The following is a 12900-nucleotide window of genomic DNA, read 5'->3' as shown; positions in this document are numbered from 1 at the left end:
TGGTCCCCCTCCCCCAAAGGGGGAGGATTGATGCGCCTCGACGTTCTTCTGGTCGCGCGCGGTCTGTTCGACACGCGCGCCCGCGCCCGCGCCGCCATCGAGGCGGGCGGGGTGACGGTGGACGGCGAGCCTGCAAAGGCCCCGGCGCAAAAAGTGGACGAGGACGCCGTCCTCACCGCCGAGCCGGCGCACCGCTTCGTGGGCCGCGCGGCGTTGAAGCTGGATCACGCTCTGACCCTGTGGCCGGTGGCGGTGGAGGGGCGGGTGGTTCTGGACGTGGGCGCCTCCACCGGCGGTTTCACCGAGGTGTGCCTGGAGCGCGGCGCCGCCCACATCTACGCTGTGGATGTGGGACAGGGCCAGATGCACCCGGCCGTGGCCGCCGACCCCCGCGTGGTCAATCTGGAGAAGGCCGACGCCCGCAATCTGACGCCCGACATCATCGACCGGGCGCCCGAACTGATCGTCTGCGACGTCAGCTTCATCGGCCTGGCCAAGGCCCTGCCCACCCCCCTGTCGCTGGCCGCGCCGGGGGCCGATCTGGTCACCCTGGTCAAGCCGCAGTTCGAGATGGAAAACCGGGGCGAGGTGGGCCGCAAGGGCGTGGTGCGCGATGCCGAGGCCCGCGCCGCCGCACTGGACCGCGCCGTCGCCTGGCTGGGCGAGCAGGGCTGGACCGTCCGCGAGACCGCTGACAGCCCCATCACCGGCGGTGACGGCAATCGCGAATATCTGGTCTGGGCGACCCGGCGCGCCTGATCGGCGTCAGCGGGCCGAAACGGCCCTCTCCCGACGGGAGAGGGCCTTCGGGTCTCAGTCCACGTGGTCCTTGCCCGCCGTCTTGTCGCCGCGCGCCAGGGCGAAGACGACGCCGGACAGGGCGGCCAGGGCCACCAGGTTGGGCAGGGCCATGGCGGCGTTGGAGATGTCGCCCATGCGCCAGACGAACTCGATCTGCTGGAACGAGCCCACGAAGATCATGCCCACCCACAGCAGACGCCACGGAATGGCGACCCGCTGGCCGAACAGGTGCGTCGCCGCCCGCTCGCCGTAGTAGCTCCAGGTCAGCAGGGTGGTGAACACGAACAGGATCAGGGCGACCGACGCCACCAGTCCGCCGATGGTGGTGGCCCCGAACAGCACCTGCGGGAACACGGCGGAATAGGCCGCCAAGGTCATCTCGAACCCGCGCAGGTCCGAGTTCCACACATGCTCCACCACGCCGTCGCCGGCGGGGAAGGCGCCCTGCACCGTCAGCATGACCAGGCCGGTCATGGTGCAGATGATCATGGTGTCGATGAAGGTGCCCATCATGGCGAAACGGCCCTGACGCGCCGGATCGTCGGTCTGGGCCACGGCGTGGGCCATGGGGGTCGAGCCCTGACCCGCCTCGTTGGAGAACAGGCCGCGCGCCACGCCGGCGCGGATGGCCATCATGACGCCCGCGCCGAGGAAGCCGCCGGTGGCCGCCGTGCCGGTAAAGGCGCTGCTGAAGATCAGGCCGAACGACGCCGGCAGGTCCTCAATGTTCAGGATCAGGGCCAGCAGCGCCATCAGCAGATAGGCGATGGCCATGATCGGCACGACCTTCTCGGCCACGCTGCCGATGGACTTGATGCCGCCGATGATGACCACGAACACGGCCGCGGCCACGAACAGGCCAGCCGCCCATTCCGGGATCGGCGCCAGGCTGGTGATGGAGTCCGCGATGGAGTTGGACTGGATCATATTGCCCGTCGCGATGGCCGAGAACAGGGTGCCCAGACAGAACAGGATGGCTAGCCAGGTCCACTTCTTGCCCAGGCCCTTCATGATGTAGCTCATGGGCCCGCCGCGGTAGGCGCCGTCAGGCCCCACGTCACGGAACCGCACCGCCAGCGAGCCCTCCGCGAACGCGAGGGCCATACCGAACAGGGCCGTTACCCACATCCAGAACAGGGCGCCGGGGCCGCCCAGGGTGAGGGCCGTGGCGACGCCTGCCAGATTGCCGGTGCCCACCTGGCCCGACAGGGCGGTGGACAGGGCCGCGAAGGGCGAGATCTCGCCCTTGCCAGACGTGCTCTTTTTGAACAGCCCGGCGAAGGCCTCGCCCAGCTTCAGGATCGGATAGAAGCGCAGGCCGATCATGATCCAGGCGCCCACGCCCAGCAGCACGATGACCATGGGCGGGAAAGGGATGAGCGCCTCGCCGTTCCACGTTCCGCCCCAGATGAAATCGCTGACGTTGGTCACGCCCGCGTAAAAGGCCTCGATCCCCTGAGGAGCCGGTGTCGTCATATCGGATAATCCCCCAACGCCCGCACTCACGGGCCGTTACTGGGCGTTACTTAGACGGTAAACGGAGCTCATGGCCAGCCCTGCGGGCGACGGTTCAGTCACAGGTTGAGAAGAATAATGAGAAGCGGTCGCAATTGCCTTGACCGCAGATGTCTGTCGCGTATGCAGGCGCCCGTTGCAGAAATCGGGGATGTCCATGCTTCGCCACACGCTTTTCGCCGCCGTAGCCACAGCGCCGCTGCTTCTCGCCCAGCCTGTCATGGCCCAGGTCGCGCCTGCCGCCGAGCCGGTGGAAGTGGACGAAATCGTGGTGGTCGGCGCCCTGACGGACGTGGTGCTGGACCGCGAAGAGCTTCAGCTGACCCAGGCCAACGACCTGCAGGACATCTTCCGCTCAACTCCCTCGGTGGCGGTGGGCGGCGGCGTCAGCATCGCCCAGAAGATCTATGTGCGCGGCCTCGAGGATTCGCTGCTGAACGTCACCGTGGACGGCGCCCCCCAGCGCGGCACCCTGTTCCATCACATCGGCCGGGTCTCCATCGAGCCGGAACTGCTGGAGACGGTCGAACTGCAGACCGGCGCCGGCGAGGCGACCGCCGGCTTCGGCGCGGTTGGCGGCGCAATCCGGTTCCGCACCGTCGATCCGGTGGACATGCTTCGTGACGGCCGTGACTTCGGCGGCATCGCGAAGGCGGGCTGGTTCTCCAATGACGGCGAGAAATACAGCCTGACCGGCTTCGGCCGCCTGTTCGGCGAGGTCGGCCTGCTGGCCTCTTATGTCGTGGTCAATCGCGACGAGGTGGAGGACGGCGACGGCGACGTCCTGCGCGGCACGGCGGCGGAGCAGCGCCTGGGCTTCATCAAGCTGGGTGGCGAACTTGGCGGCGGTCACCGTATGGCCGTCAGCTACGAGATGCGCGACGAGGAAGGCGAGTTCGGCCAGCGGCCCAACTGGCCCGTTCTGGCGGGCGATGTGCTGTTCCCGGGCGAGGGTCAGCGCCGCACGGCCGTGGCCAACTATGGCTTTGATTCCGGCCTGGGCTGGGATCTGGAGGCCACCGGCTACTGGACCCGCACCGAGTTCACTCAGGACCGCTATGATCGCTGGGGCCTGTACGGCGCCGAGATCGAGAGCATCGGCTTCGACCTGCGCGGACGCTTCGACATCGGTGCGCACCGGGTGACGGCGGGCGTCGAGCATCGCCGCGACGAGGTGGTCAGCCAGTATCTGGACGATCCCGCCGTGTGGGGCCCCTGGGCCTGGGATCCTGCGGTGGGCCGCTTCACCGAGGAGGGAACCCTGTCGGCGGTCTATGTTCAGGACCACTGGCGCCCGACCGAGGCTCTGCTGGTCAGCTTCGGCGCCCGCTATGACGACTATGAGCTGGAGCAGATCACCTTCAACGACCAGACCGCCAGCGACGGCTTCAGCTTCAACGCCGGCCTGGAATACGACCTGACCACGGACCTGACCTTCAACATCGGCTACGCCGAGGCCTTCCGCGGCAAGGAGATCGGCGACGCCTTCACCATCGAGCAGCGTCCCGGCCGCATCTCACTGCAGCCCGGACTTCAGCCCGAGGAAGTGGAGAATTTCGAGGTCGGCGTGGCCTGGGCGCGCGATGGCTTCACGGCCTCGGCGGTCTATTACGACATGGCCATCGACAATGTGATCCTGGACCAGCTGGGCTCGGGCCCCGCGCCGCAGAACTCCACCTATTACGAGAACGTGGGCCGCTATGAGTCCGACGGGATCGAGCTGCGCGCCGGTTATCGCACCGGCCCGTTCGCCGTGGACGCCTATTTCAACAGCTACGATTCCGAGCTGAACGACCGCCAGATCGAGGGGTATGAACAGATCGCCCTGGGCAACTCCATGGGCGACAGCTGGAACCTGACGGCCAGCTATGACCCGTCCGACCAGCTGTCGTTCCAGGCTAGCGTCACCCGCTATGACGATCTGAACGACATCGAGGTCCTGTACCGCGAGGTCGAGCTGGGCTGGATCGGCGACACCCAGTTCGTGGACAAGCCCGGCTACACCACCGTGGACCTGTTCGGCCGCTGGGCGCCGTTCGCCAATCCGGACGTGGAAATCCTCGCGGCGGTCTACAACCTGTTCGACGAGACCTACCGCGCCCACGCCAGCCCCGCCGACTACAGCGACATTCCCGGGTACGAGATCGTTCAGGGGGTGAACGAGCCGGGCCGCAACGTCCGCCTGACGGTGGCGTACCGCTTCTGATGCGCCGCGCCCGGCCCGCGATCCGGTTGTGGCACCGCTGGTTCGGCCTTCTGGCCGGCCTGTGGCTGTTGCTGCTCGCGGTGACCGGGTCGGTCATCACCTACTACGACGAGCTGGACACGGCGCTGAACCCGGACCTGCGCCTGGCCGAGGCCGCGTCCGCCCCCGCTGTGGAGGCGCCGGTCACGACCGCGATCGCGTCGGCGAAGGCCGAACTGCCCGAGTTCACCGCCTGGCACATCGATCTTCCAGATCGTCCGCGCGAGTCCATCTGGATGATCGGCTCCGCTCAGGTTGATGGACGCGAGGTGTCCGTCCAGGCGTTCGGCCATCCCGAAACCGGGGCCTTCATCGGCTGGCGCGAAAGCGGGGTCTGGTCGCTGCACCGCCATCATTTGCCGGACCTGTTCTACGGCCTGCATGTGGATCTGCTGACCGCGCCGTGGGTCACGTGGTTCTTCGGACTGGTCAGCCTGCTTTGGCTGATCGACCATTTTCTGGCTGTGGTGCTGGCGGTGCCCCGCATCGCCCTGTGGAAGGACGCTTTCCGGCTGAAGGGGCGAGCCGGCAGCCTGCGCCGCCTGTTCGACTGGCACCGTGCGCCCGGCATGTGGGCCTGGCCGGTGACCTTCGTTCTGGCCCTGACCGGCGTGACCCTGGCCTGGCCGGAGGACAGCCGGACGGCGGTGCGCTTGGTCGCGCCCGTGTCCGAACGGCTGGATTTCTCCTTCCCGGATCGCCCCGTCGAAACGCCCGCCGTCTCCATCGAACAGGCCATGGCCCGCGTGGGTCCGGCGGAGGATGTGGACAGCGTGCGCCTGATCCCGCGCAAGGGCGTCTATGGCGTGCGCACCTTCGACCCGCGCGATCCGGACTATCAGGGTCGGCTGTGGACCTATGTGGACATGACCGACGGCCGCGTGGTGGCCAGCCGTCACGACAACGGCGAGGGCGCGGGCGACGCCTTCTTCGCCTGGCAGTATCCGCTGCATTCGGGCCAGGCGTTCGGCGAGATCGGGCGGGCGCTGGTCTTCCTGGGCGGGATCGTCACGGCGGCCTTATGCTGGACCGGTGTGGATCTGTGGCTCAGACGTAGGCGCAGGTCGGCCTGATCACTCAGCCGGCGGGCAGCCCTCGAACGGACCGGCGTCCACCACCGTCAGGGTCGACATGTTCAGGGGCATGACCGGCGCCATCGAGCCGCGCCCGTGGCCGGTGTACAGGTCGATCTTGTTTCCCTTGATGGCCCCGCCCGTGTCCGAGGCGTACCAGAACCCGTCGTGGGTGCTGCCGTCCGCCAGACGCAGGCCCACGGTTTCGCGGATGTACAGGCGGGTGCGGCGGGGCACCACGCGGGGGTCGATGGCCACGGTGCGCATGGCGATGGGCTGGCACCCCAGGGAGTCCATACCCGTCGCCCCGCCGCCGCCCGCGTGATACAGCCGCGCCGACAGTCGCCAGTCGGGCTCGGCCTCATGCAGCGACGCTTCCAGCAGCGCCTGCGCCTCCGCAGCGGCCTGTTCCTCGGCGATGATCTCGCTGTAGGCCACAGGGCCTTCCAGCGCCGGCTCGGCCTGGGCCGGGTCGGCGAACAGCATCATCAGGGCGGCCATGGCGGCGGCGATGGTCAGCATGAATCGGACTCGATGACGCCGGCCCCCGTGATCGCCGGCGGGGGCTGAATGACTCATCCTGCTGGCGAAATCGTGGCGAAGCGGTGGACCGCGACGCCGCGCGGCGGCATGCAAGAGGCAGCGGCTTTCGGAGACCTGCATGCGCGACCACCCATCCACGCCCCTGACCGGATATCCCGAGCGCTCGGATGAGGCGATGACATCCGCCGCGACCGCGTTCCGCGAACACATGTCCCGGCGGCGCACCGTACGCGAGTTCTCGGACCGACCCGTCCCCCGCACGGTCGTGGAGCAGGCCATCCTGACCGCCGGCTCCGCCCCGTCCGGAGCCAATCACCAGCCCTGGTTCTTCACGGTGATCGAAAGCGCCGGGGCCCGCGCCCGCATTCGCCAGGCGGCCGAGGCGGAGGAGCGCGAATTCTATGCTGAAAAAGCGCCGCAGGAATGGCTGGACGCCCTGGCCCCGCTGGGCACCGACCCGGACAAGGGCTTTCTGGAGGTCGCGCCCGTCCTCATCGCGGTCTTCGGCCAGAAGCGCGGCGGCCCCCAGCCCGGCGACGACCGCAAGAACTACTATGTCAACGAAAGCGTCGGGATCGCCACGGGCATGCTGATTTGCGCCCTGCATCAGGCGGGGCTGGCGACCCTGACCCACACCCCCGCGCCCATGGGGTTTCTGAACGAGATCTGCGGCCGCCCGGACAACGAAAAGCCGTTCCTGCTGCTGGTGGCCGGACATCCGGCGCCCGGCGCCACCGTTCCCCTCGCGGCGCTGGACAAGAAGCCCCTGGCGGCGATCGCGACCTGGATCTGAGGTGGAGACGCACCGCGTGATGGGCTAAGCGCAGAAACAGACTCAACTCGGATGCTCGTCATGAAACGCACCCTGATCGCCCTCGCCGCCGTCGCCCTGATCGCCGCGCCCGCCGCCGACGTGGGGGCCTGGGGCGCCACGGGCCACCGTCTGATCGGGGTGGCGGCCATGCGCCAGCTGCCCGAGGAAATCCCCGCCTTCCTGCGCACCACCCAGGCCGCGACCGAGGTCGGCGAACTCGCCCGCGAACCGGACCGCTGGAAAGGCGGGCCCCGCACCCACGCCCGCGAGCGTGACACCGCCCATTTCATCGACTTCGACGACACCGGCCATGTGCTGACCCCCGCCGGCCCGCACATCGACGCCATGCCCGAGCTGCGCAGCGAATATGACGCCGCCCTGACCCGGGCGGGCCTCAGCGTCGACACCGCCGGATACCTCTATTACGCCCTGATCGACGGCTGGCAGCAGCTGGTGCGCGACTTCGCCTACTGGCGCGTGCTGAACGCCGCCGAGGCCCGCGAGACCGATCCCGCCCGCCGCGCTTGGTACGCCGAGGACCGCCGCCGCCGCGAGGGCCTGCTGATCCGCGACCTGGGCGTGTGGGCGCACTATGTGGGCGACGCCAGCCAGCCCCTGCACACCACCATCCACTACAACGGCTGGGACGGCGACACCGCGAACCCGGAAGGCTTCACCCGCTCGCGCCGCACCCACGGGCTGTTCGAAGGCGCCTATGTGCGCGGCGTGGCGCGGCTGGATCTGGTGGAGACCGCCATGCCCCAGGCGGACCTGAGCGAAGCCGCCATCGAGCGCCGCACGGCCGCCTATCTGGGCGACAGCCTGGCGCAGGTGACGCCATTCTACCGGCTGGAACGGGACGGCGCTTTTGCTGAGGGCGACGCGCGCGGCGGCGCCTTCGCGGTGGAGCGGCTGGGCGCCGGCGCCGGCGAACTGCGCGACCTGATCGTGCTGGCCTGGCGCGAGAGCGCGAACGCCCGCGTGGGCTGGCCCGCCGTGGCCGTGGCCGAGGTGGAGGCGGGGACCGCCGATCCCTGGGACGCCATGATCGGGACGGACTGACCCTTTGGCGCGATCGCCCGAAGACTGGCTGAAACAGGCGCTCGACCACCAGAACGCGGGGCGGCTGGACGAGGCCGTCGCGGGGTTCGAAGCCCTGCTGGCGCTGCGGCCCGAGCTGACCGACGTCTGGTTCGACCTGGGCAGGCTGCGTCGAAGGATCGGCCGCTCGGATGCGGCGCTGGACGCCTATGATCAGGCGATCAGGCTCGGCGTTCGGGGGCCGGAGGAGGCGCGGCTGAACCGGGCCGTGATCCTGTCGGAGGACCTGCATCGACCTGACGAGGCGGAAGCCGAGCTGAACGCCGCACTGAAGCTGAATCCCCGCTTTGCGCCCGCGTGGCTCAATCTGGGCAATCTGCACGAGGACCGCGGACGGCGCGACCCGGCGCGCGCGGCTTATGAACAGGCCCTGACGCTGGAACCCGGCAATGTGCTGGCGCTGGCCCGCCTGGCGGGGGTGGCGCGGGCCTCGGGTCCGGACGATCCACTGATTGCGCGGCTCCGGTCGGCTCTGAAGGCCATCGGCGCGGGATCGCCGGATGAGCGCATGGCGCGGGCGGACCTGGGGTTCGCCCTCGGTCGCATGCTGGACGAGGCGAGCGCGTATGATGAGGCTTTCGCGGCCTATGCCCAGGCCAACCGCGACAGCCGCCTGATCCCCGGCCCGCCCGGCGCTCGCTATGATCGGGCGGCGCAGGAGGCGGTGGTGGACCAGCTGATTGCGGCCTTTCCCGACGCGGGGAACGGTGAGGGCGGCGACAACGCCCCCCTCTTCATCTGCGGCATGTTCCGCTCCGGCTCGACCCTGACCGAACAGATCCTGGCCGCCCACAGCCGGGTTACGCCGGGCGGCGAGCTGGAGCTTTTGCCCGCTCTCGTCAGCCGTGAACTGCAGCCGTGGCCGGACAGCCTGAAGACGCTGGACGCCGGGCGGATCGCGGCCCTGCGCGGGACCTATCTGGACGGCCTTCGCGCGCGCCTTCCCGGCGCCGATGTGATCACCGACAAGCGTCCGGACAATTTCCTGCACGTGGGCCTGATCAAGACCTTGTTTCCAGCCGCGCGCATCATCCACACCCGCCGGGACCCGATGGACAACTGCCTGTCGTGCTGGTTCCTGCACCTCAGCCACGCCATGCCGTGGGCGCTGGATCTGGAGGACGCGGCCCACTGGCTGATCCAGCAGGAGCGGCTGATGGATCACTGGAAGTCCCTGTGGCCGGACGACATCCACACACTGGATTACGACGCCCTGGTGGCTGAGCCGGAAGCGAAGGTGCGCGGCCTGCTGGATTTCTGCGGGCTGGACTGGGAGGACGGCTGCCTGTCGTTCCACGGTCTGGACAACGCCGTGCGGACGGCCAGCGTGTGGCAGGTGCGTGAGCCGCTGTATCGCCGGGCGTCGGGCCGCTGGCGCAACTACGAGCCCCATCTGGGACCGTTGAAGGCCGCCCTGGACCGGGCCTGACTTTCGCCGCGGCGTTCGGGGTTGTAGGGGAGCGACATGACCGAACTGACCCCGCCCGCCGTGATCCTCGACAAGCCGCAGATGGCCGACAACATCGGCTCGGTGGCGCGGGTGATGGCCAATTTCGGCCTCGCGGACCTGCGGCTGGTCGCGCCGCGCGACGGCTGGCCCCAGGACCGGGCCTGGGCCACCGCGTCCGGCGCCGACTGGGTGCTGGAGGGCGTGCGCGTGTTTGGTACGGTGGCCGAGGCCATCGCCGACCTGAACACCGTGTTCGCCACCACCGCCCGCCCGCGCGAGACCCGCCAGCCGGTGCGCACCCCGCGCGAGGCGTCCCGCGTGCTCTATGACGACACCGCCTCGGGCCTGAAGGCCGGGCTGCTGTTCGGCGGCGAGCGGGCGGGGCTGGAGACCACCGACATCGCCTTGACCTCGGGCATCGTCACCATCCCCATCGACCCCCGCCACCATTCGCTGAACCTGGCCCAGGCCGTGGCCATCAACGCCTATGAATGGCGGACGCTTGTTCTGGACGCCCCGCCGCCGAAGTTCCGCCAGGGCGAGCCGCCGGCGTCCAGCGACCTGCTGCGGGGCATGTACGAGCATCTGGAAGCCGAACTGGACGCGGGCGGCTTCTTCCATCCGCCGGAGAAGAAGCGGTCCATGAGCCAGAACCTGCGCGTCATGCTGGGCCGGGCCGCCTTCACCGAGCAGGAGGTGGCCACCTTCCGCGGCGTGATCCACGCCCTGTCGAAGGGGCGCGGCCGCGTGCTGGCGAAGATGGCGGAGAAGAAGGCGCGCGGGGAATGAAGGCGCGCTCTTCACATGCTGCATGAAGCGTGGCTCATTCGCCGAATGATGTTCCGGACGATACTTTTATGCATGGGGCTGGCCTTCTGCCTGGCCGCCACCGATGCGATCTCACAACCCTATCGCGCCAGCACGCCTTTGCCGCTGGCCGGGATTCTGGATGACGCTCCGGCCGAAGCGGCGGGCGTTTTTGAGATTGTGGATGGTGGGCTCCGCCACAAAGCGAGCGGGTTTGAGTGCCCGTCGCTCGGCGCCGGCATAGTGCTTTCGGCCGTTGGGGCGGGGGCTTTGCCCGGGCAGGTGGAGACCGATGCTGCGTTCTGCGAATACTCGGACGGTGCCGACTCTGTGGCGAAGGTGGTGTTCAATCGACCTCCGTCTGGCGCGAGGCTTCTCGAGCGAGATTTCTGTCGAGGCTTGGCCCGCGAATTGGGACTGCCGCTGGGGCCCGGTCGCATATTTGGCGTGGGACGCATCGACGGACCTGCGCAAGTGCCAAGTCTTCCCGGCGTGCCGATCGACGGTGAGGTGAAACCGCTTTCGCGATGTTCTCATTTGCGAGCGCCGATGGATCATCCGATCATCGTGTTCGACGCCGTTGCCATACAGGCGTCGAGCGGTTGGGCAGTGACTGTCCTGCACACACCGCCGCCGCCACCTTGTTGCAGCGGTTACCGCAGCATCATGAGCAACACCTTCTTCCTGCTTCCGATCGACCTGCTGCGGCAGGTCGCCGATGTGCCCACCTCCGCACTTCCGAATTCCCTGGAGGGCATACACAGCTTGATGCCTGGCCGGTGGTTACGGGCGTCGGATCAACCCTGAGCGTTCTCAAGGGGCCTCACTCGATCTCCAGCAGGTCCGACCAGCGCCACGCCGATGTTCCCAGCGCAACGCGCGACGCGCCGGAGCCGTCGCCCAGCGACAGCAGCACCAGCCCGCGCATGCGCTCGGCGCGGCATTCGGCCGGGGCGAAGGCGACCTCCATGGCGATGGCCTGCCGCACGCCCGCCAGACCCTTGCCCGCCTCGTCGCCGTTCTGCAGCCAGTCGCCGTCCCAGACCTGGATGGCGCGGCCGGAAGCGTTCAGCTGGAGGCTGGCCGCATCAATAGCGGCGCGGACCTCGGCGTCGCCGCGCAGCGCATCCTGAAGACGGCGGACCATGTCGCAGCCGCCGCCTGATCCCCCCGCGCCCGATCCCGATCCCGCGCCGCCGGCCCCGCCGCCCGCACCCGGTCCGGCCGTCCGCGCCCCCGCGATCTGCGATGACGTCAGCACCGGCAGGGCGGGCGCGGAGGGGGTGATAGGGACCGTCTCCACCTCCGGCGGAGGCGGCGTGCGCGGCGGCCGCACGGGCGGCGGGGGCGAAGAGGGCGGCGCCATCTGCGGGGCCGTTTCCGGTGGCGCGGCGTCGGCGGGGGACGGCGACTCCTCTGGAACCTGTTCAGGGACCGGTGGCGGTGGCGAAGGAGGCGGTGGTGGATCGATCAGGCTGACGACCACCGGCGGCGGGACGGGAGGCTGTTCCATGGGACCGCGCCGGGACAAACCCAGCAGCATCGCCGCCTCGAGTCCCGCGATGATCAGAAAGACGCTGGACCGGACGGCCAGACGGCTCCAGCGGGGGCGACGGGCGCCGGATCTCGAAAAATCGCTCACGTCCGCAGAAAAAAGTTCGCCCGCGTCAGCATCGTGGCGATCAGGGCCGTGAAGACTGTCAAAATAAGATCAGTGATAGATGAAGGCGGGACCGCATCTGGCCATTGGCCTCCGAGCGGCCCAACGCTTCCTGTTCCGGCAGGGTTCCCGCAAGAACAATATTATTGCGAAAACTAACACGATATTACGGTCAAGCTGACATTTTCTGGTCAAAAGCGCGTCATCAAGCCGCCTTCCGTGCCGAAAAACGTGGTGGTGCGCGACGATGGGCGTGGCGCCCCCAATGGGATGGAGATCCGACTTGAACACTTCCACACTCAGGATGCTGAAGACCGGCGCCGCCGTCGCCGCCGTGGGCCTGATGGCCGGCGCGTGCGCCACCCGCGATTTCGTCCGTGACGAGGTGGCGGTGGTCGACCAGCGCGTAACCGCCACCGACAACCGCGTCACCCAGGTGGAGGGCACCGCAGGACAGGCCCTGCAGCGCGCCAACGACGCCCACGTGCTGGCCGAGGGCAAGTTCCTCTACGAAGTCGTGCTGTCGGACGATTCGGTGAAGTTCCCGACTGACGTGGACAGCCTGTCGCCGGAAGCCGAGCAGCGCCTGAACGAACTGGCCCAGCGCCTGCGCGCCGAGAACGCCAATGTCTATCTGGAGATTCAGGGCTACACCGACTCCACCGGCCCGGAAGCCTACAACGACGAGCTCGGGCAGGCCCGCGCCGAAGCCGTGCGCCGCTATCTGAACCGTCAGGGCGTGGCCCTGAACCGCATGGCCACCATCTCGTACGGCGAGAGCGAGCCGGTCGCCCCCAACGAAACCCCCGAGGGACGCGCCCAGAACCGCCGGGTCGCGATCGTGGTCCTGTCCTAGACGTCAGGTTCGGCAAGGAGCGTTTTTCGCCCCGT

12 protein-coding genes are annotated in these 12900 nt (G+C 68.7%); 9 read left to right on the top strand and 3 right to left on the bottom strand.

The window, feature by feature from the left end; translation table 11 throughout:
• Window positions 1–30 precede the first annotated feature (30 nt).
• On the top strand, window positions 31–759 hold the full coding sequence (locus ACI8U3_RS13240; RefSeq protein WP_415015347.1) for a TlyA family RNA methyltransferase: 729 nt from the start codon (window positions 31–33) through the stop codon (window positions 757–759).
• Window positions 760–813: 54 nt separating this feature from the next.
• On the opposite strand, the gene ACI8U3_RS13235 is transcribed toward ACI8U3_RS13240, so the two are convergent.
• Entirely contained in the window at window positions 814–2277 is a 1464-nt protein-coding gene (locus tag ACI8U3_RS13235) for an alanine/glycine:cation symporter family protein (protein WP_415015346.1), read from the bottom strand.
• Between the two features lie 196 nt (window positions 2278–2473).
• Here ACI8U3_RS13235 and ACI8U3_RS13230 point away from each other — a divergent pair, with 196 nt between their 5' ends.
• Window positions 2474–4522 (top strand): TonB-dependent receptor plug domain-containing protein, encoded by a 2049-nt coding sequence (locus tag ACI8U3_RS13230; protein ID WP_415015345.1) that lies wholly within the window; start codon window positions 2474–2476, stop codon window positions 4520–4522.
• Window positions 4522–5634 (top strand): PepSY-associated TM helix domain-containing protein, encoded by a 1113-nt coding sequence (locus tag ACI8U3_RS13225; protein ID WP_415015344.1) that lies wholly within the window; start codon window positions 4522–4524, stop codon window positions 5632–5634. Before ACI8U3_RS13230 ends, ACI8U3_RS13225 begins: the two co-directional genes overlap by 1 nt.
• On the opposite strand, the gene ACI8U3_RS13220 is transcribed toward ACI8U3_RS13225, so the two are convergent.
• Window positions 5635–6156 carry a 3D domain-containing protein gene (locus ACI8U3_RS13220; protein ID WP_415015343.1) on the bottom strand — a complete coding sequence of 174 codons (522 nt, stop codon included), beginning with the start codon at window positions 6154–6156 and terminating at the stop codon, window positions 5635–5637.
• Between the two features lie 139 nt (window positions 6157–6295).
• Between ACI8U3_RS13220 and ACI8U3_RS13215 the strand changes: the two genes are divergently transcribed.
• From ACI8U3_RS13215 to ACI8U3_RS13195, 5 genes are read left to right on the top strand one after another with little or no spacing between them, the layout of a single operon-like run.
• On the top strand, window positions 6296–6970 hold the full coding sequence (locus ACI8U3_RS13215) for a nitroreductase family protein (RefSeq protein ID WP_415015342.1): 675 nt from the start codon (window positions 6296–6298) through the stop codon (window positions 6968–6970).
• Window positions 6971–7030: 60 nt separating this feature from the next.
• Window positions 7031–8053 (top strand): S1/P1 Nuclease, encoded by a 1023-nt coding sequence (locus tag ACI8U3_RS13210; protein ID WP_415015341.1) that lies wholly within the window; start codon window positions 7031–7033, stop codon window positions 8051–8053.
• Window positions 8054–8057: 4 nt separating this feature from the next.
• A complete protein-coding gene (locus ACI8U3_RS13205) occupies window positions 8058–9521 on the top strand; it encodes a tetratricopeptide repeat-containing sulfotransferase family protein (protein ID WP_415015340.1) in 1464 nt (487 codons plus the stop codon).
• Window positions 9522–9557: 36 nt separating this feature from the next.
• Window positions 9558–10331, top strand: a complete 774-nt coding sequence (locus ACI8U3_RS13200) for an RNA methyltransferase (RefSeq protein WP_415015339.1) — start codon at window positions 9558–9560, stop codon at window positions 10329–10331.
• 15 nt (window positions 10332–10346) lie between these two features.
• Window positions 10347–11156: a hypothetical protein gene (locus ACI8U3_RS13195; protein WP_415015338.1), complete on the top strand. Its 810-nt coding sequence runs from the start codon at window positions 10347–10349 to the stop codon at window positions 11154–11156.
• A gap of 16 nt (window positions 11157–11172) precedes the next feature.
• Here the strand turns inward: ACI8U3_RS13195 and ACI8U3_RS13190 are convergent, their stop codons facing one another.
• Entirely contained in the window at window positions 11173–11715 is a 543-nt protein-coding gene (locus ACI8U3_RS13190) for a hypothetical protein (protein WP_415015337.1), read from the bottom strand.
• Window positions 11716–12292: 577 nt separating this feature from the next.
• On the opposite strand from ACI8U3_RS13190, the gene ACI8U3_RS13185 reads away from it, so the two are divergent.
• Entirely contained in the window at window positions 12293–12865 is a 573-nt protein-coding gene (locus ACI8U3_RS13185; RefSeq protein ID WP_415015336.1) for an OmpA family protein, read from the top strand.
• The last annotated feature ends 35 nt before the right edge of the window (window positions 12866–12900 follow it).

It is taken from the genome of Brevundimonas sp. (assembly GCF_047617075.1).
Classification (GTDB): Bacteria; Pseudomonadota; Alphaproteobacteria; order Caulobacterales; family Caulobacteraceae; genus Brevundimonas.
Note: the sequence above shows the minus strand (reverse complement) of the source record. Positions and strands in the feature narration are given on the sequence as shown.

Bases quoted from the DNA above. Each gene is read 5' to 3' on its own strand.
- ACI8U3_RS13240 (WP_415015347.1), top strand. From the start codon at position 31: ATGCGCCTCGACGTTCTTCTGGTCGCGCGCGGTCTGTTCGACACGCGC.
- ACI8U3_RS13235 (WP_415015346.1), bottom strand. From the start codon at position 2,277: ATGACGACACCGGCTCCTCAGGGGATCGAGGCCTTTTACGCGGGCGTG.
- ACI8U3_RS13230 (WP_415015345.1), top strand. From the start codon at position 2,474: ATGCTTCGCCACACGCTTTTCGCCGCCGTAGCCACAGCGCCGCTGCTT.
- ACI8U3_RS13225 (WP_415015344.1), top strand. From the start codon at position 4,522: ATGCGCCGCGCCCGGCCCGCGATCCGGTTGTGGCACCGCTGGTTCGGC.
- ACI8U3_RS13220 (WP_415015343.1), bottom strand. From the start codon at position 6,156: ATGCTGACCATCGCCGCCGCCATGGCCGCCCTGATGATGCTGTTCGCC.
- ACI8U3_RS13215 (WP_415015342.1), top strand. From the start codon at position 6,296: ATGCGCGACCACCCATCCACGCCCCTGACCGGATATCCCGAGCGCTCG.
- ACI8U3_RS13210 (WP_415015341.1), top strand. From the start codon at position 7,031: ATGAAACGCACCCTGATCGCCCTCGCCGCCGTCGCCCTGATCGCCGCG.
- ACI8U3_RS13200 (WP_415015339.1), top strand. From the start codon at position 9,558: ATGACCGAACTGACCCCGCCCGCCGTGATCCTCGACAAGCCGCAGATG.
- ACI8U3_RS13195 (WP_415015338.1), top strand. From the start codon at position 10,347: ATGCTGCATGAAGCGTGGCTCATTCGCCGAATGATGTTCCGGACGATA.
- ACI8U3_RS13190 (WP_415015337.1), bottom strand. From the start codon at position 11,715: ATGGCGCCGCCCTCTTCGCCCCCGCCGCCCGTGCGGCCGCCGCGCACG.